This window comes from Hydrocarboniphaga sp., from assembly GCF_965279055.1.
Classification (GTDB): domain Bacteria; phylum Pseudomonadota; class Gammaproteobacteria; order Nevskiales; family Nevskiaceae; genus Hydrocarboniphaga.
Window position 1 is genome coordinate 2,938,696 of sequence record NZ_OZ257125.1, and the last position, 26,292, is coordinate 2,964,987.

The 26,292-nt window shown below is 65.4% G+C and carries 26 protein-coding genes and 1 tRNA gene; 5 read left to right on the top strand and 22 right to left on the bottom strand.

Annotation, left to right across the window (positions count from 1 at the left end; all coding sequences use genetic code 11):
- Positions 1-44: 44 nt before the first annotated feature.
- The 4 genes from ACQZF9_RS13290 to ACQZF9_RS13305 all read right to left on the bottom strand — a co-directional run bounded on the left by ACQZF9_RS13290 (position 45) and on the right by ACQZF9_RS13305 (position 4,295).
- Complete coding sequence (locus tag ACQZF9_RS13290; protein WP_428309450.1) at positions 45-1,559, bottom strand: sigma-54 dependent transcriptional regulator; 1,515 nt, start codon at positions 1,557-1,559, stop codon at positions 45-47.
- Between the two features lie 24 nt (positions 1,560-1,583).
- Complete coding sequence (locus ACQZF9_RS13295) at positions 1,584-1,961, bottom strand: response regulator (RefSeq protein WP_428309451.1); 378 nt, start codon at positions 1,959-1,961, stop codon at positions 1,584-1,586.
- A 56-nt stretch (positions 1,962-2,017) separates the two neighbouring features.
- Complete coding sequence (rpoN, locus tag ACQZF9_RS13300) at positions 2,018-3,490, bottom strand: RNA polymerase factor sigma-54 (RefSeq protein WP_428309452.1); 1,473 nt, start codon at positions 3,488-3,490, stop codon at positions 2,018-2,020.
- Positions 3,491-3,650: 160 nt separating this feature from the next.
- Positions 3,651-4,295, bottom strand: coding sequence for a response regulator (locus tag ACQZF9_RS13305; RefSeq protein WP_428309453.1), 645 nt, complete (start codon positions 4,293-4,295; stop codon positions 3,651-3,653).
- A gap of 169 nt (positions 4,296-4,464) precedes the next feature.
- Here ACQZF9_RS13305 and ACQZF9_RS13310 point away from each other — a divergent pair, with 169 nt between their 5' ends.
- Complete coding sequence (locus ACQZF9_RS13310) at positions 4,465-7,008, top strand: PAS domain S-box protein (RefSeq protein WP_428309454.1); 2,544 nt, start codon at positions 4,465-4,467, stop codon at positions 7,006-7,008.
- An 87-nt stretch (positions 7,009-7,095) separates the two neighbouring features.
- Entirely contained in the window at positions 7,096-7,512 is a 417-nt protein-coding gene (locus tag ACQZF9_RS13315; RefSeq protein WP_428309455.1) for a hypothetical protein, read from the top strand.
- 22 nt (positions 7,513-7,534) lie between these two features.
- Here ACQZF9_RS13315 and ACQZF9_RS13320 read toward each other — a convergent pair whose 3' ends face one another.
- The 10 genes from ACQZF9_RS13320 to infC form a co-directional block, all read right to left on the bottom strand.
- Entirely contained in the window at positions 7,535-7,876 is a 342-nt protein-coding gene (locus ACQZF9_RS13320) for a hypothetical protein (RefSeq protein WP_428309456.1), read from the bottom strand.
- Positions 7,877-7,965: 89 nt separating this feature from the next.
- On the bottom strand, positions 7,966-8,418 hold the full coding sequence (locus ACQZF9_RS13325) for a hypothetical protein (RefSeq protein WP_428309457.1): 453 nt from the start codon (positions 8,416-8,418) through the stop codon (positions 7,966-7,968).
- 76 nt (positions 8,419-8,494) lie between these two features.
- Positions 8,495-8,571, bottom strand: a tRNA-Pro gene (locus ACQZF9_RS13330).
- 123 nt (positions 8,572-8,694) lie between these two features.
- Positions 8,695-9,129 (bottom strand): MerR family transcriptional regulator, encoded by a 435-nt coding sequence (locus ACQZF9_RS13335; protein WP_428313428.1) that lies wholly within the window; start codon positions 9,127-9,129, stop codon positions 8,695-8,697.
- Positions 9,116-9,409, bottom strand: coding sequence for an integration host factor subunit alpha (locus tag ACQZF9_RS13340; RefSeq protein WP_366919466.1), 294 nt, complete (start codon positions 9,407-9,409; stop codon positions 9,116-9,118). The genes ACQZF9_RS13335 and ACQZF9_RS13340 overlap by 14 nt, the downstream gene beginning before the upstream one ends.
- Positions 9,410-9,452: 43 nt before the next feature.
- Positions 9,453-11,822 (bottom strand): phenylalanine--tRNA ligase subunit beta, encoded by a 2,370-nt coding sequence (gene pheT / locus ACQZF9_RS13345; protein ID WP_428309458.1) that lies wholly within the window; start codon positions 11,820-11,822, stop codon positions 9,453-9,455.
- Positions 11,823-11,836: 14 nt separating this feature from the next.
- A complete protein-coding gene (gene pheS, locus ACQZF9_RS13350; RefSeq protein ID WP_428309459.1) occupies positions 11,837-12,838 on the bottom strand; it encodes a phenylalanine--tRNA ligase subunit alpha in 1,002 nt (333 codons plus the stop codon).
- Positions 12,839-12,950: 112 nt separating this feature from the next.
- Entirely contained in the window at positions 12,951-13,307 is a 357-nt protein-coding gene (rplT, locus tag ACQZF9_RS13355) for a 50S ribosomal protein L20 (RefSeq protein ID WP_428309460.1), read from the bottom strand.
- Positions 13,308-13,319: 12 nt separating this feature from the next.
- Positions 13,320-13,517 carry a 50S ribosomal protein L35 gene (rpmI, locus tag ACQZF9_RS13360; protein WP_299691814.1) on the bottom strand — a complete coding sequence of 66 codons (198 nt, stop codon included), beginning with the start codon at positions 13,515-13,517 and terminating at the stop codon, positions 13,320-13,322.
- A gap of 131 nt (positions 13,518-13,648) precedes the next feature.
- Positions 13,649-14,212 carry a translation initiation factor IF-3 gene (infC, locus tag ACQZF9_RS13365; protein ID WP_428309461.1) on the bottom strand — a complete coding sequence of 188 codons (564 nt, stop codon included), beginning with the start codon at positions 14,210-14,212 and terminating at the stop codon, positions 13,649-13,651.
- 216 nt (positions 14,213-14,428) lie between these two features.
- Here infC and otsB point away from each other — a divergent pair, with 216 nt between their 5' ends.
- From otsB to ACQZF9_RS13380, 3 genes are read left to right on the top strand one after another with little or no spacing between them, the layout of a single operon-like run.
- The gene (otsB, locus tag ACQZF9_RS13370; protein WP_428309462.1) at positions 14,429-15,175 is read left to right on the top strand and encodes a trehalose-phosphatase; all 747 of its coding nucleotides are present in this window, start codon (positions 14,429-14,431) and stop codon (positions 15,173-15,175) included.
- The gene (locus ACQZF9_RS13375; RefSeq protein WP_428309463.1) at positions 15,172-16,539 is read left to right on the top strand and encodes an alpha,alpha-trehalose-phosphate synthase (UDP-forming); all 1,368 of its coding nucleotides are present in this window, start codon (positions 15,172-15,174) and stop codon (positions 16,537-16,539) included. The genes otsB and ACQZF9_RS13375 overlap by 4 nt, the downstream gene beginning before the upstream one ends.
- Before the next feature lie 14 nt (positions 16,540-16,553).
- Positions 16,554-17,519 carry a glucokinase gene (locus ACQZF9_RS13380; RefSeq protein ID WP_428309464.1) on the top strand — a complete coding sequence of 322 codons (966 nt, stop codon included), beginning with the start codon at positions 16,554-16,556 and terminating at the stop codon, positions 17,517-17,519.
- Here the strand turns inward: ACQZF9_RS13380 and ACQZF9_RS13385 are convergent, their stop codons facing one another.
- The 8 genes from ACQZF9_RS13385 to nuoH form a co-directional block, all read right to left on the bottom strand.
- The gene (locus ACQZF9_RS13385; protein WP_428309465.1) at positions 17,520-18,461 is read right to left on the bottom strand and encodes a mechanosensitive ion channel family protein; all 942 of its coding nucleotides are present in this window, start codon (positions 18,459-18,461) and stop codon (positions 17,520-17,522) included. It abuts the gene before it with no gap.
- A 169-nt stretch (positions 18,462-18,630) separates the two neighbouring features.
- A complete protein-coding gene (gene nuoN / locus ACQZF9_RS13390; RefSeq protein ID WP_428309466.1) occupies positions 18,631-20,085 on the bottom strand; it encodes an NADH-quinone oxidoreductase subunit NuoN in 1,455 nt (484 codons plus the stop codon).
- Positions 20,082-21,668, bottom strand: coding sequence for an NADH-quinone oxidoreductase subunit M (nuoM, locus tag ACQZF9_RS13395; RefSeq protein ID WP_428309467.1), 1,587 nt, complete (start codon positions 21,666-21,668; stop codon positions 20,082-20,084). The genes nuoN and nuoM overlap by 4 nt, the downstream gene beginning before the upstream one ends.
- 154 nt (positions 21,669-21,822) lie before the next feature.
- Positions 21,823-23,730 carry an NADH-quinone oxidoreductase subunit L gene (nuoL, locus tag ACQZF9_RS13400; protein ID WP_428313429.1) on the bottom strand — a complete coding sequence of 636 codons (1,908 nt, stop codon included), beginning with the start codon at positions 23,728-23,730 and terminating at the stop codon, positions 21,823-21,825.
- 10 nt (positions 23,731-23,740) lie between these two features.
- The gene (gene nuoK, locus ACQZF9_RS13405; protein ID WP_428309468.1) at positions 23,741-24,061 is read right to left on the bottom strand and encodes an NADH-quinone oxidoreductase subunit NuoK; all 321 of its coding nucleotides are present in this window, start codon (positions 24,059-24,061) and stop codon (positions 23,741-23,743) included.
- Positions 24,061-24,558, bottom strand: coding sequence for an NADH-quinone oxidoreductase subunit J (nuoJ, locus tag ACQZF9_RS13410; RefSeq protein ID WP_428309469.1), 498 nt, complete (start codon positions 24,556-24,558; stop codon positions 24,061-24,063). The genes nuoK and nuoJ overlap by 1 nt, the downstream gene beginning before the upstream one ends.
- Before the next feature lie 170 nt (positions 24,559-24,728).
- Complete coding sequence (nuoI, locus tag ACQZF9_RS13415) at positions 24,729-25,277, bottom strand: NADH-quinone oxidoreductase subunit NuoI (protein ID WP_428309470.1); 549 nt, start codon at positions 25,275-25,277, stop codon at positions 24,729-24,731.
- Positions 25,278-26,288, bottom strand: coding sequence for an NADH-quinone oxidoreductase subunit NuoH (gene nuoH, locus ACQZF9_RS13420; RefSeq protein WP_428309471.1), 1,011 nt, complete (start codon positions 26,286-26,288; stop codon positions 25,278-25,280).
- Positions 26,289-26,292: the final 4 nt, after the last annotated feature.

Genomic DNA, 26,292 nt, shown 5'->3' on the forward strand with positions numbered 1-26,292 from the left:
CGAGTTTCGCCGGACGACGCGCTGCTGCTTCGTCGCGCCGGCGCTCAGTTGTTGCGGATGCGGCCGACGCGTTCGGAGGTGTCGCCGGCGGGGTCGATCGCGACTACTTCGTCGCCGAGATCGCGCGACAGCCCGTACTTGCGCAGCTTCTCGACCAACGTCGTGCGGCGCGTGTTGAGCAGCTTGGCCGCATGCGCGACGACGCCGTCGGATTTCTCCAGCGCCTGGCGGATCAGCGTCATCTCGATGGCCTCGATGTGATCCTTCAGGTTCATGCCCTCCGGCGGCAGCTCGGTCAGCGAGGCGGCGCGCGACGCCTGCAGCGCGCTTAGTTCGGCGTTCGCGTTGGCCGGCTGCGACTGACGCGCCTCGTCGCGCGTTCCCGAAGGCGGCGCTGCGACGGCGCTGACGGTGCCGCGATACTGGCGCGGCAGATCCGCGGCGCTGACCTCGCGGCCCGGATGCAGCACCGCCAGGCGCTCGAACAGGTTGGACAGCTCACGCACGTTGCCAGGCCAGTGGTAGGAGCGCAGCGCGTGGATCGCGTCCGGCAGCAGGCGCGCCTGGCCGTGGCCGTTGCGCTCCATGACCTTGGTCAGATCGTCCATCAGCAGCGGCAGATCTTCGAGCCGCTCGCGCAGCGGCGGCATCTCGATCGGGAACACGTTGAGACGGTAGTACAGATCCTCGCGGAAGCTGCCCTTGATGATCGATTCTTCGAGGTTGCGATGCGTCGCGGCGATGATGCGCACGTCGCAGCGCTGGCTGCGCGTGCCGCCGACGCGCTCGAAGGTGCGCTCCTGCAGCACGCGCAGAATCTTCACCTGCATCGACAGCGCCATGTCGCCGATCTCGTCGAGAAACAGCGTACCGCCGTCGGCCATTTCGAAGCGGCCCTTGCGCGCGGTGATGGCGCCGGTGAACGCGCCTTTTTCGTGGCCGAACAGTTCGGATTCGAGCAGCTCGGACGGAATCGCGCCGCAGTTGACCGCGACGAAAGGATGGTCGCGGCGCGCCGACTGATCGTGCACCGCGCGCGCGGCGACTTCCTTGCCGGTGCCGGATTCGCCGGTCACCATCACGGTGGAATCGAAGGGCGCGACCTGCGCGATCATCTGACGCACGCGGCGCATCGGCGCCGAGTTTCCGGTCGGGCCGGAACGGCGCACCGCCGCGGCTTCGCGATCCATGCGCAGCAGGCCGGCACGGCGCAGCAGTTCGTTGAGCTGGGTGTATTTGACCGGTGCTTCCACCGGCAACAGCGCGGATTCGTCGAGGCCGAAACGCTCGCGCGCACGCTCGAAATAAGGTTGCAGCACCAGCAGCGGCGGGTGATAGCGATCGCGCTTGAGCCAGTCGACGAAGCGCTCCAGCGTTTCGAACTCCGGCTCGCTGCCGATGATGACCGCAATCCAGTCCTGCGGCCGATGCTCGCTAAGGCGGATCTCGGCGGCGCTGGCGACTTCGACCGGGCGGTAATCGATAAATTGCAGGATGGCGGCGTGCGCGGCCGAGCGTTCGGCGTCGCTGTCAATGATCAGTACACGCGATTCGGACATGACGGGATATTAGCTTGGCTTGAGCTAGCCGGCCGCCTTGCCGCTGTGTGCCGCCAGGAATTGCGCGATCTGATGCTCGTAAGCGTTCTTTCCAACGAAGCCGTCGGCGCCGGCGGCGGCCGCGTGCTCGCGATGTTCGGCGTCGTCGTAGTAGCTGGCGATGACGATGTGCGGTGCGCGCTCCTGCGCCTTGATCAGCCGCGTCGCCTGCAGGCCGCCCATGCCGGGCATGACCAGATCCATGATGATCAGATCGGGGTGGAGTTCTTCCGCCAGACGCACCGCGTCGAAACCGTCGTAGCCGAAGCCAACTACTTCGACCGTCGCCATCGGCGCCAACAGGTGCTTGGACAAAGCCAAAAATGCCTGGTTATCGTCGACGAGCAAAGTGCGCAATTTCATATCCCTCTTCCGTCCCTCAAGTGGCTCACGTCGCTGCGCGACGTCGCCGTAATCATTCAACCCGCCACGGCCTGAACCCGCTGCGCCCTAGCTGGCGCTGCGGCGATCCGCATCCCTTCCCGATACTTTGCCACCGTTCTGCGCGCAACGTTTACACCGCGGCGCGCCAGCAGTGCGGCGATATCGCCATCTGACAAAGGGTTCATCCGATTTTCGCCGTCGATGATCTTGCGGATCATCGCGCGGACCGCGGTGCCCGAGGTGTCCGCATCGCGTCCCGCGATCTGCACCGGGAAGAATGCCTTCAATGGGTATACACCCCAAGGCGTCAAAGCGTACTTGTTGGCAACCACGCGACTAACGGTCGATTCGTGCACGCCGATGGCCTCCGCAACGTCCATCAGGTTCAGCGGCGCCATCGCCTCTTCGCCGTTTTTCAGGAAACCGGCCTGGCGCTGGAACACCACCTGCGCGGTTCTCAGCAAGGTTTCCTGGCGCATTTCCAGGCCGCGCACCAGCCAGCGAGCCTCGTTGAGCTGGTCGCGCAGCGCGCGATGCTGGCCGGCGCCGCCGATGGCCTTCTCGTAGCCGCGATTGACGCGCACGCGCGGCAGCGTGCCCGGGTTGAGTTCGACGCGCCAGGCGCCGCGCTGGCCGGTCACGATCACTTCCGGCACCACCGCCTGCGCCGGCATCGCCCCGGCCGCGCCGGGCTTTGGATCCAGCGCCCTGATCAGGCCCAGCGCCTGGTGTACCTGCGCGACGCGGTGATCGACGACTTCGGCCAGCGCGTGTTCGGTGAGCTCGCCCAGTTGCGGCAGGTAGTCGGCGACGATGCGCAGGGCCAGGCTGCGGCCCGGCGTCTGCCGTGGCAGCGCCTGCAGCTGCAGGCACAGGCATTCGCTCAGGTTTCGCGCGGCGAAGCCGGTCGGCTCGACGCTCTGCACCAGGGTCAGCGCGGCTTCGAGTTCGGCCAGCGTGTAGCCAGCCTCGGGGGGCAGCTTTTCCAGCAGCGACTCCAGCGTTTCGCTCAAATAGCCGCTGTCGTCGACCGCGTCGATGATCGCGGCGACCAGCTCGGCAGTGCGCGCGTCGCTGACCACCAGCTGCAACTGCGACAGAGCCATCAGCCGCGGATCGGTCGGCAGCACGTCCGGCACGCGCGAGGCGGCGGATTCGCCGTCCTCGTCCATCGGCTCGCCGCCGGTCCAGCTTTCGCTGCTGGACCAGTCGAAATCGGCCTCGACCTGCTCGTGGGCGCCGGCGTCGGCACCGCTGACTTCCAGCGCCGCCGGCTCGACTTCGGCGGCGGCCGGGGCCTGGGTTTCGCCGACGACGAAGTCGCTGTCGGACTCCATGTCGTCGACTTCCTCGGCCTCGAGCATCAGGTTGGAGTCCAAGGCCTGGCGGACTTCCATCTCCAGCTCCTGCGAGGTCAGCTGCAGCAGCCGGATCGACTGCAGCAGCTGCTGCGTCATCACCTGGGACTGCCCGACCTGGATCTTCATCTGAGGCTTCAGATTTTTCATGGCAACTCCTCCACACCGAGACCAGACGGCCTCTAATGGAAGCCATACTCGCTGCGATCGCCAGGGCGGCCCATCGGAGTATGCCTGACGTCTTGTAAGGTTAAACCTTACGTCAGAAACAGCCGGTTACAAGTTTGGACACCGTTCTTTACAAACGCGCTCAGCGCTCTCCCGCCTGCAGCTCATGGCGCACTGCGTAATGCAGCAAGGCATTGATATTGCTCAGCTCCAGCGCCTGCATCAAGCGCGAGCGATGGGTCTCCACGGTCTTTACCGACAGCCCCATCAGCGCCGCGATCTCCTTGGTCGATTTGCCGCGGCCCAGCAGTTGCAGCACTTCGCGCTGGCGCGTCGGAAGAATGACGCTGGGTTCGTCTTGTCTACTACGCCGGCGATCGATCGCAAACCGTGCCAGCTGCGGGCTCAGGTACGGGTTGCCTACCGCGACCGCGCGCAGCGCGATCTCCAGTTCGGCAGGCTCGGCGGCCTTGGAGACGAAGCCGAGCACGCCGGCGCGCAACCCGGCCTGGACCTGGGCGTTGTCGATCTGCGCCGACAGCAACAGCACTTTCACCTGTGGCAGATGACGGTTGATGCGCCGCGCGATGTCGAGCGCGGTGCCGCCCTGCAGGGTCATCTCGGTGACGACGATGTCCGGGGGACGCTCGGCCAGAATCTCCAGCAACTCCGGGCCGGAACCGATCTCGTCGACGACGCTGACGCCGCGGAACTGCTCCATCAGCATTCGCAAGCCGGCACGGACCAGCGGCTGCGGGTCGGCCAGAAGGACGCGGATCGATTTCACAGCGCTCCCTGTGTCGCGTGGATGCGGCCGCTGTCTGCGCAGGCCGTCTGAGTACCGAGCATGATACGACGGCCATGCCGGCGCGACAGGAACGGCTTTTTGGCATCATGCAGCCTGCCCGCTAACCCGCCGCGACGACGCCGTGGCTGCCCCCACACCAGCGACTGAAATGAACAGCAAGGGATGGCCGCAGGGCCCGGGTGAAACCCCGCAACTGGTGCGCGAATTCGACTGGGCCCAGACCAGCCTGGGCGCGATCCGGAGCTGGCCGCAAAGCCGGCGCACCGCGGTCGACATCGTGCTCCACTCACCGATCGCGATGGTGCTGATGTGCGGACCCGATCACGTGATGATCTACAACGACGCCTACTCGCTGATCGCCGGTCCGCGGCATCCGCAGGCGCTCGGCGGCACCGTGCCGGACATCTGGCCGGAAATCTGGGACAACTGGAACCGCGGCATCATCGAGGCCGGCTTTCGCGGCGAGGTGGTGTCGCATACCGACCAGCGCATGCAGGTCAGGCGCAGCGGCGTCGAGGAGGAGGTCTGGTTCGACCTCTATTACACGCCGGTACGCGACGAACAGCAGCAGGTCTGGGCCGTGTTGTGCACCGTGATAGAAATCACACAACGGGTGCTGAGCGAACGCCGCCAGCGGCAGAACGAAGACGAACTGCGCGAATTGGCCGACAGCCTGGCCGTCGAACGCGAGGCAGTGCGCGCCGCCAACCGGCAACTCGCGGCCGAAACCGAGTCGCTGCGCGAGCTGTTCCAGAACGCGCCCAGCTTCATGGCCGTGCTGCGCGGGCCGGATCATGTTTTCGCACTGGTCAACGAGCCGTACCGCCGGCTGGTTGGCGGCCGCGACGTGATCGGCCAGCCGCTGTTACAGGCCCTGCCGGAGATTCGCGACCAGGGCTATGCCGATCTGCTCGATCAGGTCTATGCCACCGGAGAGGCCTTCATCGGCCGCAAGATGCCGGTGCTGCTGCAGACCGAATCCGGTGCACATGAGCGCCTGCTCGATTTCGTCTATCAGCCGATCCGCAACCGCAGCGGCGAGATCGTCAGCATCTTCGTCGAAGGCACCGACGTCACCGATCGCAGCGCCGCCGAAGAGCGCCTGCAGATCGCGCAGCGCGCCGGCGGTATCGGCACTTTCGAGTGGTATCCGCAGACCGGCAAGCTCACGGTGTCCGACGAATTCCGCCAGCTGTGGGGCTTGCCCGCGGATATCGACGTCACCGACACGCTGCTGGTGGATCTGGTCCACAGCGAGGATCGCGACAAGACCGGCCCGTACCGCCTCGCCGAGGGCAACCCGCTGGACTACACCGAGTACCGCGTGAGCCGCGCCGATACCGGTGAGTCGCGCTGGATCGCACGCCGCGGCGAAGTGCTGCGCAGCGCCCAGGGCGCGTCCGAACGCTATGTCGGCGCCTGCTTCGACATCACCGATCGCAAGCGCATCGAAGACGAACTGCGCGTGCTCGCCGACACGCTGGAGCAGCGCGTCGCCAGCGAAATCGCCGAACGTTCGCGCGCCGAAGATGCACTGCGCCAGGCAAAGAAAATGGAAGCAGTCGGCCAGCTCACCGGCGGCATCGCGCACGACTTCAACAATCTGCTGCAGGGCATCGTCGGCTCGCTGGATCTGGTGCAGACCTATATCGCGCGCGGCCGCGCCACCGAGGCCGACCGCTTCGTGCACAGCGCGATGAGCTCGGCCAATCGCGCTGCTGCGCTGACCCATCGCCTGCTCGCGTTCGCGCGGCGTCAGCCACTGGATCCGAAGCCGATCGGGGTCAACCAGCTGATCGCGTCGATGGACGATCTGCTGCGGCGCTCGCTGGGCGTGGCGATCGAGCTGGAGATGGTGCTCGCCGGCGGTTTGTGGATGACGCGCTGCGACGCCAACCAGCTCGAGAACGCGATTCTGAATCTGGCGATCAATGCGCGCGACGCGATGCCGCAGGGCGGACGCCTGACCATCGAAACCTGCAACACGCATCTGGACCAGGCCCATCTCGCGCGGCAGCGCGACGTGGCGCCGGGGCAGTACGTCTGCATCTGCGTCAGCGACACCGGCATCGGCATGGCACCAGACGTGGCCGAGCGCGCTTTCGATCCGTTCTTCACCACCAAGCCGATCGGCCAGGGTACCGGCCTGGGCCTGTCGATGATTTACGGCTTCACGCGCCAGTCCGACGGCTACGCCAGGATCTACAGCGACGCCGGCCAGGGCACGACGGTGAAGCTGTATCTGCCGCGCTTTCTCGGCGAAGCCGGCGCCGCCGCCGCCGAGCCGGTCGCCGACGCGCAGGTATCGGCCGCGCCGGGGCGCACGATCCTGGTCGTCGAGGACGAGCGCGTGGTGCGCAATCTGGTCGTCGAAGTGCTCAGCGATCTCGGCTATCGCGTGCTGGAGGCCGCCGACGGGCCTTCGGCACTGAAACTGATCGACGGCGAAATACGCATCGATCTGCTGCTGACCGACATCGGCCTGCCCGGCATGAACGGCCACCTGGTCGCCGATGCCGCTCGCGGAAAACGTCCCGGCCTGAAAGTGTTGTTCATGACCGGCTATGCGGAGAATGCCGCGGTTTCCAGCGGCTTTCTGGCGCCGGGGATGCAGCTGATGACCAAGCCGTTCGCCATGAGCACGCTGGCGACGCGCGTCAGCGAAATCATGAAATCGCCGGGCGATGGCTGAGACATCCGCGCGGTGTTCAGTTGCGGGTTGGTTGCGGCTAATAACGTGTCGGCCAACGACAACGCCTGGAACGAAAGGGAGTTCATCATGAGCGGCGGAAAGAAATTACTGATCGGTATTGCAGTGCTGCTGGTGCTCGCGTTTCTGGCGATCGTCTTCTGGCCACGCGGTATCAAGGTCGAAAAGAACGAGGCGGGCGCCGTGGTCGTCGAAGAACCGGCACCGGCCAGCGCGGAAGACAAAGTTGCGTTCGATCGTCGCAAGGCCGCGTCGGCCTGCCGCGTCGGCGTCATGCAGAGCCTGAAAGATCCGGCCACCGCCGAGTTCGTCGAAGAACTCGACGCCACGCCTTTCGTCGCCGAAGACAACGGCGACTACAGCTTCAAGATCGCGGTACGCGCGCGCAACGAAACCGGGGTGGTCACGCGCCAGATCGAATGCCGCGCGCATCCGGAAGCCGAAGGCTGGAGCATCGCCAAGCTCGCCGAGATCGGATCACCGTAATTGATTCGCGCTGCGCGGGCGCTTACTGCGTCGGCGCCGCCGGAACGGCGCGTAGCGTTTCGATCAGAGTTGCCGCCGCCTCGTAGATCATGTCGAGCGGATGCGAGCGGCAACGCTGGTCGACGAACTCGACCATTTCGCGAACCTCGCTCGGCGCCATGTCGAAACCGGCGCCGTTGGCGCCGGATACATAACCCGACAGCCAGGACTCGAACAGCAAGGTCTGGCCAGGCAGCTTGCGCATCGCGGTCCACTCTTCGCAGCTCTTGCTGCCGACGCCGTACACCGTGTGGCCGGCGACAGCGGGGCAGTCGACGCTCGCCAGCAGCATTGCACTGAGCATCACGGCAATACGAGTGTTCAAGCGCTGCCCCGAGCTATCGACGGTGCGGAAATATACGACGCTCGCCGCGGAATCAACGAAGGAAATCCGGGCTACGGCAACCTTGCTTTTCAGCCGGCGCGTGCGCTCTTGGCACTGGACAACACGCCGACCAGCGTGATCAGCAAGCCGCTGAAACCGATCAGCAGCGACAGCAGCGCATGGCCCTGTATGCCCGACCAGACCTGCAGTTGCTCGAACGACATCGCCGGCTCGGTGAAACCATTGGCGAAGCGGTACTGCAGCGGCGGGACGGTCGTCGATGCGTCGTCGCTGGCGATGCCGATCGGCATCTGCAGCCCGCTGAGCTTGCTCAGATCGAAACGTGCCGGCGGCGGAAAAGCTGCCAGGATCTCGGGGAATGCCGCCGCGTTCGCCGGGATCGCGCCGGTTGCGGTCAGAGTCGTCAGCATCGTCACGCGATCGGCCTGCGCGAACCAGCCGCGAAGATTGCCCAGGTTCACCAGCAGGCCAGCCGCGGTGATGACCAGGCCTAGGATCGAGAGCCAGTTTGCGAGTTTCATAGGTCCTGTGTGGCCGAGCTGTTGGGCTGCGGGCGCGCCGCAAGCCGTGTCGTCACCGGATTATCGCGAGAAGAATTGGTCGGGGCGACAGGATTTGAACCTGCGACCCTTTGCCCCCCAGGCAAATGCGCTACCAGGCTGCGCTACGCCCCGACCGGATGCTGCTGACTTGCGATATGGCGCCGGTACTACTGCGGTTGGAGGTGGCCGCACCGGGTGCCTGCAAGGCCGCGCATGTTAGCCGAAGCCGGCCGGCCGGTACAGCGCGGGAGCGGGCTAGCGTTCCGGCAGCAGCTTCAGCAGCGACTCGAGTTCGGTGCGCAGGTTCTTGATCTCGGAGTTGCGGCGAGGCGCCGGCGGCGCAGCCGGCGCGCGCGCGATCGGCTGCTCGGCCACGGCCACTGCCGCAGTCGGACGCACCACGGCCTCGACCAGACCTTTGGGATTTTCTTTCAGGCGCAGCCGCGCGCCGCCGATGGTGAAGCCCTGCTCGTACAGCAGGCTGCGGATACGGCGCACCATCAGCACATCGTCCTGCTGGTAGTAGCGGCGGTTGCCGCGCCGCTTGATCGGCTTGAGCTGCGGGAACTCCTGCTCCCAGTAACGCAGCACATGCGGTTTTACATCACACAGCTCGCTGACTTCGCCGATCGCGAAATAACGTTTGCGTGGAATCTCTGGCAGCTCAAGCTTGAGCTCAGCCGGTCGCATCAAGTTCTACCCTCAACCGCAGTTTTTGCCCGGGACGGAACGTCACCACGCGGCGCGCTGAGATCGGGATCTCTTCGCCGGTCTTGGGGTTGCGTCCCGGACGCTGATTTTTGTTTCGCAGCTCGAAGTTGCCGAAACCCGACAGCTTCACTTCCTTGCCACTTTCGAGACGGCCGCGAATTTCCTCGAAGAACAGGTCGACGAACTCCTTGGCCTCACGCTTGTTCAGGCCCAACTCGTCAAAGAGAGCCTCCGCGAGTTCCGCTTTGGTCAACGCCACGATCCACTCTCCCCTGCCCGCTCCGGCCCGTCAGATGAACCCATCAGGCCCTGACGACCGCCCCCAAACGTTCCTGCAAAGACCGCGCAATTTCTGCAATCGAGGCATCCACTTCCTCGATGGTTAGGGTGCGTGAGGCGTCCTGAAAATGCAACTCCAGGCTGACACTCTTGGTCGTTGCCTCGGCATCGGCCGCGCGGTAGACGTCGAACACGTTGACGCGCTGCAGATGCGCGCCGGCCGAAGCCTGCGCGACATCGCACAGCGCCTGCGCGGCGACGCTGCTCGGCATCGTCAGCGACAGGTCGCGTCGCGACGACGGGAACTCGCTGAGCTGCGCCAGCACCGGCATCTTCGCCTGCAGCAGCGCCGACCACTCGAGCTCGAACAGGATCGGTTGCTCGGCCAGATCCAGCGCCTTGGCGACGCGCGGATGCAAGCGGCCGAGCCAGCCGGCCGGCTGGCCGTCGAGCAGCAGGCGCGCGCTCTGCCCGGGATGCAGCGCCGGATGCTCTGCTGCCTCAAAGCGCAGGTCGCCGCCACAGCCGTCGAGCAGCGCGGCGACGTCGGCCTTGATGTCGAAGAAATCGACGGCGCGAGCGCTCTGGCCCCACTGGCGGCTGGCAAGCGTGCCGGCGGCGATGCCGGACAGGCGCGCGTTCTCGACCACCTTGCCATCGACTTCGCTGAAACACACGCCGGACTCGAACAGCCGCACGCGCGTGACCTGGCGCGCGCGGTTGTGCAGCCAACTCGCGATCAGGCCGCTCCACAGCGTGCTGCGCATCAGCGAATGGGTTTCGGCGATGGGATTGTCCAGCGGGATCGCGCTCAGATGCGGCGTCAGCGCCTCGTGCAGGCGCCGTTCTTCGAACGCCAGATTGACCACTTCCTGCCAGCCCCGGGCCACCAGCGCGTCCATCACGCGCATGCGGCTGCGCCGGGTCTCCGAGGGCTTCGACGGCGCCAGCTGCGCCGCGTAGGGCCTGGCCGGAATCCGGTCATAGCCGTACAGGCGTGCGACTTCCTCGATCAGGTCGGCCTCGATGCGTAGATCGTAGCGATAGCTCGGCACTTTCGCGGTCCAGGTGCCGACGTCGCCGTGCACCAGCGTGATGCTCAGGCGCGACAGCAACGACTCGATCTCGCGCGGCTGGATGTCCTGGCCGGTCAGCTGCACCAGGCGCGCGCGGCGCAGCCGCACGCTGACCGGCTCCGGCTGGGTGCGGCCGACATGCGTGATCGGGCCGACGTCGCCGCCGCAGATCTGCGTCGCCAGTTCGGTGGCGCGCTCGATCGCCATGCGCTGCAGCTCCGGATCGACGCCGCGCTCGAAGCGGTACAGCGCGTCCGAGCTGAGCTTGTGGCGGCGGCCGACACCGGCAACGGCCTGCATGCCGAAGCACGCGGCTTCGAAGAACACCTTGGTCGTGGTGCCGCTGACCGCGGACGCGGCGCCGCCCATCGCACCCGCCAGGCCCAGCGGCCCCTGGTCGTCGGCCACCAGCAGTTCGGCTTTTTCGAGCGTGACTTCCTGCTCGTTCAACAGCACGAGCTTTTCGCCGGCTTTCGCGCGACGCACGCGCACCGCGCCGCTGAGCTTGTCGGCGTCGTAGGCGTGCATCGGCTGGCCGAGTTCGATCATCACGTAGTTGGTGATGTCGACCAGCGGATGGATCGCGCGAATGCCGCTGCGACGCAGGCGCTCGCGCATCCAGTCCGGCGTGCGCGCTTTGGGATTCAGCCCGGTGATGACGCGGCCGGCGAAGTTGCTGCAGTCCGCCAGATTCTCGATCTCGACCATGAAGCGACGCTCGCCGACGACCACCGCCGGCTTGATCCGCGGCCGCGTCAGCTGCAGGCCGTACAGCGCGGCAATTTCGCGCGCCAGGCCCTGCACGGAAAGGCAGTCGCCGCGGTTCGGCGTCAGTTCCAGATTGAGAATGTTGTCGTTGAGCGCGAGGTACTGCTCGATGCTCTGACCGACGCGGGCGTCGTTATCCAGCTCCATCAGGCCGTCGGACTTTTCGGCAAGGCCGAGTTCCTTGGCCGAGCACAGCATGCCCTGGGATTCGACACCGCGCAGCTCGCCGACATTGATCTCGACACCGCCCGGCAATTTCGCACCCGGCAACGCCACCGGCGCGAGCAAGCCGACGCGCGCGTTCGCCGCGCCACAGACGATGGTCGGCGCACCGGCGGCGCCGGCGTCGACCGTGCACACGCGCAGACGCTCCGCATTCGGATGCGGCGCGATCGACACGATGCGGCCGACGACGACGTTGTGCGAGGGCTCGGCCACCGCCGGCTCGATCTCGAGTTCGAGGCCGCCCATCACCAATTTCTCGGCGATCTGCTGCGTCGTGGCCTGCGGGTTGACCCACTCGCGCAGCCAGTTTTCGGAAACTTTCATGATTGCGTGTGCCCCTACTTGAAGGCTTCGAGAAAGCGCAGGTCGTTCTCGAAGAACTGGCGCAGATCGTTGATGCCATAACGCAGCATCGCCAGGCGCTCGACACCCATGCCGAAGGCATAGCCGCTGTAACGCTCCGGATCGAGGCCGACGGCTTCGAACACTTTCGGATGCACCATGCCGCAGCCGAGCAGCTCCAGCCAGCGGCCTTCGAGCTTCATGTGCACGTCGGCGCCGGGCTCGACGAACGGGAAATAGCTCGGCCGGAACAGCACCTCGGCGTCGCGCTCGAAGAAGCGCGACAGGAAAGTCATCAGGTCGTACTTCAGATCGCTGAAGGCGACGTTCTCGGCGACGTAGAGGCCCTCTACCTGATGGAACATCGGGCTGTGCGTGCGATCGGAATCGACGCGATATACACGGCCGGGGCAGATGATGCGGATCGGCGGCTTGATACCGGCCCGCGCATAACGCTCCATCGTGCGGATCTGCACCGGAGACGTGTGCGTGCGCAAAACGTATTCGCCGTTCTTGACGTAGAACGTGTCCTGCATCGCGCGCGCCGGATGCGCTTCGGGAATGTTCAGCGCGCCGAAGTTGTGGAAATCATCCTCGATCTCCGGGCCTTCCACGCTCTCGAAACCGAGCTCGCCGAACAGCTGCTCGATGCGGCGGATGGTGCGCGTGATCGGATGAATGCCGCCGGCGCCATCGCCGCGGCCGGGCAGGCTGACGTCGATGGTTTCGGCAGCGAGCTGCGCCTGCATCGCGGCTTCCGCGAGCAGCACCGCACGCGCTTCCATCGCGCGCCAGACCGCGTCCTTGACCTTGTTGACCAGGTCGCCGAAGGACTTGCGATCTTCCGGCGACATCGTGCCGAGCTGCTTCAGGCGCTCGGTGATGCGGCCTTTCTTGCCGAGGTAATCGACGCGCAGCTGCTCGAGCACGCGCGCATCGCTCGTGCCCTCGATGTCGCGCAGGGCCTGGGCCTGCAGATCGTCCAGCGAATCACTCATTGTGTTCCCCACCGCCAAAAAAGAAGGGGAGCAGCCTTGCGGCGCTCCCCTTTCTGTTACTCGGCATGATCGCGCGATCTCTCGATCGCCGCGATCCCGCCTCTCGGGTTGCTTACGCCAGCTGGGCCTTGGCCTGCGCCACGAGCGCCGCAAAACCCGGCTTGTCGTTAACCGCCAGATCGGCCAGAACCTTGCGGTCCAGCGCGATGCCGGCCTTGTTCAGACCGTTGATGAACAGGCTGTACGACAGGCCATGCTCGCGGGTGCCGGCGCCGATGCGCTGGATCCACAGAGCGCGGAACTCACGCTTCTTGACGCGACGATCGCGGTAGGCGTACTGGCCTGACTTGATGACCTGCTGCTTGGCAGCCCGGAACACGCGTGAGCGTGCGCCGTAGTAACCCTTGGCCTTGTTGAGGACTTTCTTGTGACGAGCGCGAGCGGTCACACCACGTTTTACACGAGCCATTAGTCAGTCTCCTTAGGCGTAGGGAAGCAGTTGCTTCACTTCTTTAACGTCCGAGGAATGCACCTGGGTCTCACCGCGCAGCTGGCGGATCGTCTTCGGGCTCTTCTTGGTCAGGATATGACGCTTGAAAGCGTGGCTGCGCTTGAAGCCGCCTTTTCCAGTCTTGGAAAAACGCTTCGCCGCGCCCTTGTTGGTTTTCATCTTGGGCATTGATAACTCCAGTTTTGATATTGCCGGCTTCACATCGGAACCACCCGAGCTGACCGGGCCCACCTAAAAAACTTAAGTGGGACTTCTTATGGAACCGGCCAACCAGGCCGGTTCGCGTCCAGGCTTTACGCCTAGCGCTTCTTGCCCGACAGGACCATGACGGCCTGCCGACCTTCCATCTTGGGGTACTGCTCGACGAGCGCGACCTCTTCCAGATCCTTGCGCACGCGGTCCATCAGTGCCATGCCGAGTTCCTGGTGAGCCATTTCGCGACCGCGATAGCGCACCGTGACTTTGACCTTGTCGCCTTCCTCGATGAACTCGTGCATGAAACGCAACTTGGTCTCGTAGTCGCCCTTCTCGGTGGTCGGTCGGAATTTGATTTCCTTGACCTGGATCTGCTTCTGCTTTTTCTTCGCAGCGTGCTGAGCCTTGTCCTTCTGGTAGACGTACTTGCCGTAGTCCATGATCTTGCAGACCGGCGGCTCCGCATTCGGGGAGACCTCCACCAGATCCATCGAGAGTTCCTCGGCACGGGCAATGGCGTCACGCGTCAGCATGATGCCGGCCTGTTCGCCGTTCTCGTCGATCACTCGAACCCGCAGCGCCGAAATCTGGTCGTTGCGTCGATCTTCACGTTCTTGCGCGATGCTGCTCTCTCCATTGGACCCGCCGGACCCCCGGCTGGGCGACATGAGCCAGCCACTAAGGTCTGCTCAGAGCCGCGCATTCTAGGTAATGCCCTGTCAAAGCTCAAGCCGCGCAGGCTGCGATGTCGGAATCGACGGCGTTCGGGCCTTCGCCCGAGGCCTGCGGATTCATGCCCGGGCCGGCTGACCGACGTTACAGTCAGGGCAATGGACTGCTTAGACGACAGGATGGTCGCGACCGGGGAGACCCCGGCCGCCGATGTGACTCCCCAGACGCAACCGCCGCTGCTGAGCCGGGATAGCGCCCTGTATCTGGATTTCGACGGCACCCTGGTGGACCTTGCGCCGACGCCGGACGCGCTGAGCCCGGCACCCGGCCTGATGGCGCTGCTGACCGAGTTGCAGGGGCTGCTCGGCGGGGCGCTGGCGATCATTACCGGCCGCCGGCTGGAGTCGGTCGACCGCTGGCTGGCGCCATTGCAGCTGTGCGGCGCCGGCCTGCACGGCGCGCAGATGCGCCTGAAGCCGGATCAGCTGGCCGAGGCCGGTTCCATCGCCGAAGTCGCCCGACTGGTCGCCGAACTGCGCGCCACTTATGGCGGCGACTCGCGCATCCTGGTCGAGGACAAGGTCGGCACCGTCGCGCTGCATTTCCGGCTGGCGCCGGAGCGCAGCGAGGAATGCAGCGCGCTGATGCGACGGCTGGCGGCGGCCCATGGGCTCGACGTGGTCAACGGCCACGCGGTGATCGAGGCGCGGCCGCGCGGCATCAACAAGGGCGTCGGCCTGCATCGTCTCGACGAAGTCCGGCCGTTCGCCGGCCGCCGGCCGGTGTTCGCCGGGGACGACACCACCGACGAGGACGCGATCCTGGTGGCGCAGGCGCTGGGTGGCGTCGGCATTCGCGTCGGCGACGGTCATTCGGCCGCGTGCCACCGGCTCGCCGATGTCGCCGCGGTGCATCGCTGGCTGCAGGCCAGCGTCGATCATTTGCGAGCGGCGGCATGAGCCGGCTGGTTGCGGTATCCAACCGGGTCAGCTCGATCCGCAGCGCACCGCTGGCCGGCGGCCTCGCGGTAGCCCTGGTCGACGCGCTGCGCGAGAACCAGGGCCTGTGGTTCGGCTGGAGCGGCAAGACCGTAGCCGAGACCTCGGAGATCCCCACCGTCACGCAGGAAGGCGAGGTCACGCTCGCCACGGTCGACCTGAGCCATGACGATCACGAGGCCTATTACTCGGGCTTCGCCAATCGAGGGCTGTGGCCGTTGTTCCACTTCCGGCTCGACCTGACCGGCTACGACCGCGGGCACTTCGAGGCCTATCAGCGCGTCAACACGCGCTTTGCGCGCTGTCTGCTGCCGCTGCTGCGCGACGACGACCTGATCTGGGTGCATGACTATCATCTGTTCCCGCTGGGCAGCGCGCTGCGCAAGCTCGGCGCGAAGCAGCGGCTCGGGTTCTATCTGCACATCCCGTTTCCGCCGCGCGAGTTGCTGACGACCTTGCCGCAGCACGAAACCCTGGTACGGGCGCTGTTCGATTACGACCTGGTCGGTTTCCAGATCGAGGACGACGTCAAGCGCCTCGCCGCCTATGTCGAGCAGGACCTCGGCGGCAAGGTCGGTCCGGGCTGGATGGAGGCTTTCGGCAAGCGCCTGCGCATCGAGGCCTTCCCGGTCGGCATCGACACCGCGCGCTATCACGAGTTTGCGTTCTCCTCGCACGGCCAGCGCGAATGGATACGGCTGCGCGAATTCCTGCGCGGGCGTGACCAGATCATCGGCGTCGACCGACTCGACTACACCAAGGGTCTGGTGCGGCGCATGAACGCCTACGAGCTGCTGCTGGATTCGCATGCCAACGCGCACGGTCGTATCACCTACCTGCAGATCGCGCCGATCTCGCGCGGCGAAGTCGTGGCTTACCAGGACTTCCGCCGCGAGCTCGAGCAGCACGCGGCCGGCATCAACGGCAAGTTCGGCCAGGTCGACTGGGTGCCGATCCGCTACGTCAACGAGGCGATACCGCGGCGCCGCCTGGCCGGCCTGTACCGCGCCAGCCGCATCGGCCTGGTCACGCCGATGCGCGACGGCATGAACCTGGTCGCCAAGGAATACGTCGCCGCGCAGGACGAAAAGGATCCGGGCGTGCTGGTACTGTCGCGCTTCGCCGGCGCCGCGCAGCAGATGAAGCAAGCGCTGCTGGTGAATCCCTACGACACCGAGGAAGTCGCCGGCGCCCTGGAACGCGGGCGCACGATGGGGGTCGAAGAACGTCGCAACCGCCATCAGGCCCTGATGCGCGGCCTGCTCGAAGAAGACGTGGCCCACTGGCGCAAGCGTTTTCTCGATGCGCTGAAGCAGAACGACTGACAGGACAAAAGGACTTGGAATCGTCATCCCGGCAGGCTTCGCAATCCGTCGCACTGGTCGCCGATGTCGGCGGCTCGCAACTACAAGCGGCGCTCGCCTGGATCAACGGCGACGCCCGCCCTCACCTACAGCCGCTGCGCATCAAGGCGACACCGAACGGACGCCTGCAGGCCACGCTCAGCGAGCATCTGCGCGATGCCGGTCTGGACTCGGTCGGCGCCTGCGCGGTTGCCGCCGCCGGTCGCGTGCTGCGCATGCCCGAGCGAACATCGGTGCGCATGAGTTCGTCAGCGCTGACCATCGATCTGAGCGATCTGGAGGAAGCCACCGGCGCCTCGCGCGTATTCCTGCTCAACGATCTGGCCGCCATTGCGGCCGCGCTGCCGTTGCTGCGCGGCGACGAGCTGGCCGCGATCGGCGTACCGCGGCCGCTGCGCGCCGGCGTGCGCCTGGTGATCGGCATCGACCGCGCGCTCGGCGCCGCGGTGCTGACCGCCGACGGTAGCTTGCTCGAAACCGAAGCCGGCCAACTCGATCTGGCGGCGGTCAGTGCCGACGAACGACAGTGGCTGAATCGTCTGGCGCCGCTGGGACGGCTGTCGATCGAAACGCTGATCTCGGCCAGCGGCTTGGCACGGCTCTACGAAGTTTTGAGCGGCGTGCCGGACGTGGAGGTCGCCAGCATCGCCGAGCGCGCCGAAGCCGGCGAAGCGCAGGCGCGCAAGACGATGATCGTGTTTTCGACCTGGCTGGGCCGCGCGGTCGGCAATCTGGTACTGGCCTACGGCGCCTGGAATGGCGTGTACCTGATCGGCAGCGTGCTCGACCAGCTCGGCATGGCACTGGACGAGCCCGCATTCCGCAAGGGCATGGAAGACAAGTCGCCGCTAGCGGCCGACATCAACGCGGTGCCGGTGTACCGCATCCGTCATCCGAACCCGGCGCTGCTCGGGCTGGCGCACCTGGCTTTGGCCAACTGACTACGGCTTCGGCGCTTCGAGTTGCTGCAGCGTCGGGTTGATGATCTGCACCGCAGGAGCAGTGGTCGGCATGTCGATGCCGCGCTCGGTTAACACTTCGCGCAGGCGGCGCAGGAAGGCGCGACCGACGTCGGCCTGCTGGCCGGGACGTGTCTTGATGCGGCCCTGGATCGTCGCTGCGGAGCCATCGAGCTTGTCGACGCCCCAGATCTCGACGTCGGCGATCATCTTGGCGCCGATCAACTCGTCCCTGCCCAGCTCGGCGAACACCTCGCGGATCGCGGTGATCGCCGCGGCCGGATCTTCCTTGTACGCGATCTGCACGTTGAAGATGTAGGCCGACCAGTCGCGGGTGGAATTGCTCAGCGTGGTCACGCTGCCGTGGGGAAACACATGCACGGTGCCGGTGCCGTCGCGCAGCACGATCGTGCGCAGGCTCAGCACCTCGACCAGGCCGCCGGTGCCGTTGATCGTGACCACGTCGCCGACGCGGATCTGGTTCTCCAGCACCATGAAGAACCCGGTGATGATGTCGCGCACCAGATACTGCGCGCCGAAACCGACGGCGACGCCGATGATGCCGGCGCCGGCGATCAGCGGGCCGACCTGCACGCCGAGCTGCGTCAACAGCACCAACGCCAGAAGCACGAACAGGAAGATGTTGATCACCTGCTTGAGCAGGCTGATCAGCGTGCCGACGCGCTTGCGTGCGTCGAACTGCGATTCGGTGGTCAGATCGGTGGTGTCGAGCAGCCGCTTTTCGAGGCGCCGCACCAGCAGGCCGACCAGCTTGTGCAGCAGATACCAGATCACCAGCACCAGCATCAGCCGGATCGCCGGCTCCAGCCAGACCTGCAGCGATTCGGGGATGTCGAACTGGTGCAGGATGCGCGACAGCTCGCTGTTCTCGCGGGCTTCGAGGGCGGCGGCGGTGGTGGCCATGCTTTATTCCCGTCCCTGAAAAACTTTCAACGAAACTCCGTTCGTCCCGAGTAGCGGGCTTGCCGGCGTATCGAGGGATCCGACCGAGATCCGGTCCCTCGATACGCCGCTAGCGCGACTACTCGGGACGAACGGAGTGTGCGCGGTGCGCCAACGCGTCGAAAGCTGATCAATGCACCGCCAGCTGTCCGCTGAGCAGATACAGCGGCTGCGGATACACGCCCAGGTACAGCATCACGATCATCGCGAACAGCAGCATGAAGCCGCCGAAGCTCTGCGCCCAGCCCAGCGATTCGGTGACGCGCTCGGAGCCCTGTGCAACCGCGGCGAACAGCGCCGCGACGATGCGCAGGTAGTAGTAGATGCTGATCGCACTGCTGACGATCAGCGCGCCGACCAGCAGCCACTGCGCGTCGCCGACGCCAGCCGCGATGATCGCGAATTTGCCGATGAAACCGGCGGTCAGCGGAATGCCGGCCAGCGACAGCATCATCGCGGTCAGGATCGAGGTCAGGTAAGGCCGGCGCCAGAACAGGCCGCGATAGTCGTCGATATGCTCGGCGTCGCGCTCGCCCATCGGGCTCGACACCAGCGCCATCACGCCGAACACGCCCAGCGACGTCACCAGGTAGGTCGCGAGGTAGACACCGGCGGCGCGCAACGCATCGTCGCCGGGCACCACCAGCACGATGCTCAGATAACCGAAGTGTGCGATCGACGAGTACGCGAGCAGGCGCTTGAGGTTGTTCTGGCGCAGCGCCAGCAGGCTGCCGACCAGCATCGACGCCAGCGACAGGCCGACCACCGCGGTCAGGATCACCGGCGACACCGGGCTGCTGCCGTAGTGGAACAGGCGCAGCACGATGATGAACACACCGAGCTTGGACACGGTGGCCAGGAACGCGGTAATCGGCGTCGGCGCGGCTTCGTAGACGTCCGGCGTCCACTGGTGGAACGGCACCAGCGACAGCTTGAATCCCAGTCCGGCCAGCATCATCGCCGCACCAGCCAGCACCAGCGGCTGATCGACGCTGGCCACCGCGAGTGCCTTCGACAGGCTGGCGATATCCAGCGCGCCGACCTGGGCGTAGATCAGCGCGACGCCGAAGAACAGCGCGGCCGATGCGCCAGCCGACAGGATCAGATACTTGATGCCGCCTTCGATCGAGCGACGCTCGTTCATCGCGTAGGCGACACCGCCGATCATCGGCAGCGTCAGCAGCTCGATGCCGACCAGCAGCGTCGCGGCATGCGTCGCGCAGGCCAGCGTCAGCGCGCCGAGCGTGCCGAGGCCGATCAGCAGGTAGACCTCTTCGCGATTCTTCTTGTAGCCCTCGAAATAGGCGTGGCACAGCGTCAGCACACCAAGGGAGGTGACCAGCACCAGGCCCATGCCGAGGCGCGCGGCGGCGTCGATGGTCATCAGGCCGGTGACGACCACGGTCTGGTTGCCGCCGAAGAAGATGTCGTAGGCCACCGCAAGCAGCGCGAAGTTCATGCCGACGACGGTGACGCTGGCGCAGAAGCGGTGATGGCGATAGATCGCGATCGCCAGCATCGTCGCGACGATCGCGCCAGTGGCCAGCAGCAGCGGCAGCAGCGCCCAGAGTTGAGTGCCGGTCATGGCGCGACTCCGGTGGCGGCGATCGCGCTCGTTTCGGTGACGCCGCGATAGATCGCGTGCACCGCCTGCACCGGCGCATGTGCGGTGTCGATCACCAGCTGCGGATACAGGCCCAGGCCCAGCAGCAGTGCCATCAGCGAAAACATCATCACCAGTTCACGCTTCGACAGATCCTTGAGCATGCCGTGCTTGTCCAGGTGCGCGCCTTCCGGCAGCGGCTGCGGCGCGCCGTGCAGCGCACGCTGCACCAGGTACAGCGAATACACCGCGGCCAGGATCAAGCCACTGGCGGCGACGATGGTCACCAGCGGCGCGGCTTCGAAACTGCCGACCAGAATCAGGAATTCACCGACGAAATTGCCCAGTCCCGGCAGGCCCAGCGAGGCGGCGCTGAAGAACATCAGAATCGGCGGCAGGTTCGGGAAGCGCGACCACAGGCCGCCCATCTTGGTGATGTCGCGCGTATGCAGACGCTCGTAGATTTCACCGCAAAGGATGAACAGCGCGCCGGCCGACAGGCCGTGCGCGATCATCTGTACCACCACGCCCTGCAGCGCCTGCTCGGTGCCGGCGTAAATGCCGATCACGACGAAGCCCATGTGACTGATGCTGGTATAGGCGACGAAGCGCTTGATGTCGGTCTGCGAGAACGCGACCACGGCGCCGTAGATGATGCCGAGCACGCCCAGCCACATTGCCACCGGCGCGAACGCGGCCGAGGCATGCGGGAAGAATGGAATGCCGAAACGCAGCAGGCCGTAAGCCGCGGTCTTCAGCAGGATGCCGGCAAGATCGACCGAGCCCGCGGTCGGCGCCTGCCCGTGCGCGTCTGGCAGCCAGGTGTGGAACGGCACGATCGGCATCTTGACCGCGAACGCGCCGAAGAAGCCCAGCATCAGCCACCACTCGATCTGCGCGCTCATCGGCGTGTTCAGCAGGTCGTGATAGTCGAACGACAGCTTGCCGGTGGCCTGGTGATGCAGGAACACCATCGCCAGGATGCTGATCAGCATTAGAAAACCAGAAGCTTGGGTGAAGATGAAGAATTTAATGGCCGCGTAGACCCTGCCCTTGCCGCCGGGGATGTTGTGCCCCCACAGCGCGATCAGGAAGAACATCGGCACCAGCATCATTTCCCAGAAAAAGAAGAACAGGAACATGTCGAGCGCGACGAAGATGCCGACGACGCCGCCGAGGTTCCACAGCAGGTTCAGATGGAAGAAGCCGACGTTGCGCTCGATTTCCTTCCACGAGCAGGTGATCGCCAGCACGCCGATCAGGTTGGTCAGCACCACCAGCATCAGCGACAGGCCGTCGAGGCCGAGGTGGATACTCGCGCCTATGCTCGGAATCCACTGCGCCTGGAACTCCACGGTCCACTTCGGCGTCTGCCCGGCGACTGCCGCGAAGCCGGTGCCGGTAATCGAGTAGTCGCCGGTGGCCCACAGCCAGATCGAGGTGGCCAGCACGCCGAGCATCGTCAGCAGCGCGATCCAGCGCGGCACGCGCGTCGAAAAACGCTCGCTCTGCCAGCTCAGCAGACCGCCGATGAAGGGAATCAAAATCAACCAGACGAGAATCATGCGCAAGCCCTATCGAATTGTTCCCCTCTCCCTTCGGGAGAGGGGCCAGGGGTGAGGGCCTGGCAGCCCGCACCGCAGTCGGACGCCCTCATCCGGCCCTTCGGGCCACCTTCCCCCGACGGGAGAAGGCAAACGCAGTCCGTGTCCGCGCGCATCAATGGAACGCCACAACGGCGATCAGCGCGCACATACCGGCGCCGGCGACCGCGGCGTACCAGCGCAGGCCGCCGGTTTGCGTCGCGGTCAGCACGCTGCTGGAACCCCGCAGGGCGGCCGCGATCAGGCCGATGAAGCTGTCGACATAATCATTGCGGTTGACCCTGGCCAGCCAGACGAAGGGCCGCGTGAACAGCAGGTCGTACAGCCAATCGAAGCCCCAGGCGTTCTTCCACAGCTTGCCGATCCAGGCGGTCGCCGCGCCGCGCGCCAGCGCCGCCGGAATCTGCGGCCGTTTCAGGAACAGCAGCCAGGACACGAAGATGCCGAGCAGCGACACCACCAGGGGCAGATGCTCGATGTAAGCCGGGCCATGATCGCCTTCCGGGATCGCCGCCTCCGGCAAAACACCCGCCAACGGCAGATGGATGAAGCCGCCGATCAGCGCGAAAACCATCAGCACCGCCAGCGGAATGTGATGATCCAGCGTGTGCGCGCCATGCGGCTCGCCGCCGTGTGCGTCGTGCGCGGCGTGATCGTCATGTGCGTGGCCCTGGGGCTTCGCCGTGCGCCAACGCTCCGGGCCGAAGAAGGTGATGAAGATCAGGCGGAAGCTGTAGACCGCGGTCAGAAACGCGCCGAACAGGCCGGCCAGCCACAGGCCGTGATGGCCGCTCAGATAGACCTGATGCAGGATCTCGTCCTTCGAGTAATAGCCCGACGTGAACGGGAAAGCGGTCAGCGCCAGCGTGCCGATCAGCATGCACGCGAACACGAACGGAATCTTTTTACGCAGGCCGCCCATGCGGAAGATGTCCTGCTCGTGATGCATCGCCAGGATCACCGAGCCCGACGACAGGAACAGCAGCGCCTTGAAGAAGGCATGCGTCATCAGGTGAAACACCGCCGGCTGGTAGGCGCCCGCGCCTTCGGCGAGGAACATGTAGCCGATCTGGCTCATCGTCGAGTAAGCCAGGATCTTCTTGATGTCGGTCTGCATCAGCGCGGTGAAGCCGGCCAGCAGCAGCGTGATCGCGCCGAGCGTGCCGACCCAGTGCAGCGCCAGCGGCGACAGGTCGAACAGCGCATGCGTGCGCGCGATCAGGTAGACGCCGGCAGTGACCATGGTCGCGGCGTGGATCAGCGCCGACACCGGCGTCGGGCCGGCCATCGCGTCCGGCAGCCAGGTCTGCAGCGGCAGCTGCGCGGATTTACCGACCGCGCCGCCGAGCAGCAGCAGGCAGAGAATGTCGGCGATGTGGCTGCCGCCGACCGGCCAGGCCTTGGCCGCCGCCGCCGACAGCGCGTCGATGTTCAAGGTGCCGAATTCGCGATACAGCAGGAACAGCGCGATCGCCATGAAGGTATCGCCGACACGGGTGATGACGAAGGCCTTGCGCGCCGCGGCGCCGTTCGCCGGGTCCTTGTACCAGAAGCCGATCAGCAAATAGCTGCACAGGCCGACGCCTTCCCAGCCGAAGTACAGGAACAGCAGGTTATCGCCGAGCACCAGGAACAGCATGCTGGCGACGAACAGGTTCATGTAGCTGAAGAAGCGCGCGAAACCATCGTCGCCGCGCATGTACCAGGACGCGAACAGGTGGATGAAGAAGCCGACGCCGGTGATCACCGACAGCATCGTCAGCGACAGCGCGTCGAGCTTCAGCGCGAACGTCGGCGCAAAGTTGCCGACGCTCATCCAGGTCCACAGCAGCTGCACGTGCGAACCACCGGCCGGCGGATGCGCCAGGAAGTCGTAGCCGACCGTCAGCGTGGTCAGCGCCGAGACGCCGATGCTGCCGACGCCGACGACCGCAGCGAGATTCTCGGAAATGCGGCCGCGCGAAAACGCCAGGATCAGGAAACCGACCAGCGGCGCGATGAACACCAGGGGCAAATAATTCAGCATGCGCGGCTCATCCCTTCATCGTGCTGGCGGCGTCCACGTCCAGCGTGCGGAAGCGGCGGTAGAGCTGGATCACCAGCGCCAGGCCGACGCAGGCTTCGGCGGCGGCCAGCGTCAGCACCATCACGAACATCACCTGCCCGTCCGGCTGCAGCCAGCGGCTGCCGGCGACGACGAAGGCCAGTGCGGTCGCGTTCATCATGATTTCGACCGACATCAGCATGAACAGGATATTGCGGCGCAGGATCAGGCCGGCGAAGCCGATCGCGAACAGCGCGATGGCCAGGAACAGGCCATGCTCCATCGGGATGTAGTAGATGGACGAGCTCATCAGTCTTCGTGACGCCCCAGGTGGTAGGCCGCGACCAGGCCGGCGAGCAGCAGGGTCGACGCGAGTTCAACCGCCAGCAGATACGGCCCGAACAGCGCGATACCGACCTGCTTGGCATCGATGATCTGGCTGCCGATCGCCGGCATGTGATGGATCGGCATCAGCAGGAACACCAGCTGCACCAGCAGGATCAGCGACAGCACCAGCGGACCGATCCAGCCCGAGGCCTTGAGCCATTTGCGCTCCTGCTCGACGGTCTTGGCGCCGAGGTTGAGCATCATCACCACGAACACGAACAGCACCATGATCGCGCCAGCGTAGACGATGACTTCCAGCGCGCCGGCGAACGGCGCACCGAGCGTGAAGAACACCACCGCCACCGCCAGCAGCGACAGCACCATGTACAACAGCGCGTGCACCGGGTTGGTATTGATTACCACCATCACCGACGAAAACAGCGCGATGGTGCCGGCGACGTAGAAAGCGAATTCGACCATTTGTCTTATCGTCCCGCTTCAGAAGTTGGGAGCAAAGCCCCGTTTCTCCCGAGTAGTCCACGCAGTGGACGTATCGAGGGACCGATCGCAGCGGCGTCCCTCGATACGCCGCAAGCGGCTACTCGGGAGGAACGGACGATGTTTGTGCATTTCCGTATCACGTCTGGTCCTTACGGCAGCAGCGACTTGACGTCGATCGGCTTGTCTTCGTTGAGCGCTTCGCCCTTGGCCTTGCCCGTGATCGACATGCCGGCGACGCGATAGAAGTTGTAGTCGTGGTATTTGCCCGGCCCCGAGATCAGCAGATGCTCCTTCTCGTAAACCAGGTTCTGGCGGTTGTACTCGGCCAGCTCGTAATCCGGCGTCAGCTGGATCGCATTGGTCGGGCAGGCTTCCTCGCACAGGCCGCAGAAAATGCAGCGCGAGAAGTTGATGCGGAAGAACTCCGGATACCAGCGGCCGTCTTCGGGGCGCTCGGCTTTCTGCAGCGAGATGCAGCCCACCGGGCAGGCGACCGCGCACAGGTTGCAGGCGACACAGCGCTCGTCACCGTCCGGGTCGCGCGTCAGCACGATGCGGCCACGATAGCGAGGCGGCACCGGCGGCTTCACTTCCGGATACGCGATCACGTCGCGCTTGGCGAAGCTGTGCATGAAGATGATGCCGATCGAACGCAGCTGCGTTCCCAGGCCGACAAACAGGTCGAAGAGAGCTTTCATTTAATTCCCGGTCATTCCCGGCGTGTTCCACAGCACCAGGGCCGCGGTCACCAGCAGGTTGATCAGCGAGATCGGCAGGATCACTTTCCAGGCCAGCGACATCAGCTGGTCGTAGCGCGGACGCGGCAGCGAGGCGCGCACCAGGATGTAGGCGCAGACGAACAGGAAGGTCTTCAGACCGAACCACAGGAACGGCACCTGCTCGGTCCAGAACGGACCGTGCCAGCCGCTGAAGAACATCGCGGTGGTCAGCGCCGCGACCATGACCATGCCCAGGTATTCGCTGAGCATGAACATCGCGAACTTCATGCTCGCGTATTCGGTGTGATAGCCCTGCACCAGTTCGGATTCCGCTTCCGGCAAGTCGAACGGCGCGCGATGGATCACCGCCAGCGCCGACAGCACCCAGATGCAGAACGCCGGGAACTGCCAGAACAGGAACGGCCCGTGCTCGCCCTGCCAGGCGACGATGTCGCGCAGGTTGAAGCTGCCGGCCTGCATCACGATGCCCATCAGCGACAGGCCCATGAACACTTCGTAGCTGATCGTCTGCGCGGTGGAGCGCACGCCGCCGAGCAGCGAATACTTGTTGCCCGAGGACCAGCCCGCGAGCATCACCGCGTAGACCGCCAGACCGCCGAGGGCCAGGAACAGCAGGACCGCGACATTGGGATTGGCGATGCCCCAGGTCGGCGTCAGCGGAATGAACACGAAGCCCAGCAGCATCATCGACAGCGACAGGAACGGCGCCAGGATGAAGGTGAACTTGTCCGCGAACGGCGGCATCCAGTCTTCCTTGAACAGCGCCTTGAACATGTCGGCGAGCACCTGGCCCAGGCCGAAAGGCCCGACCCGGTTCGGGCCGTAGCGGTCCTGCCAGAGGCCGAGCATGCGGCGCTCCAGCCACGTGCCCCAGGCCATCGACAGCATCGCGACGAGGAAGATCACCAGCGCCTTCCCCAAGCCGATCAGGATCGCGAGGATCTCCGGCGACATCAGCCAAGCTAGCATCGGA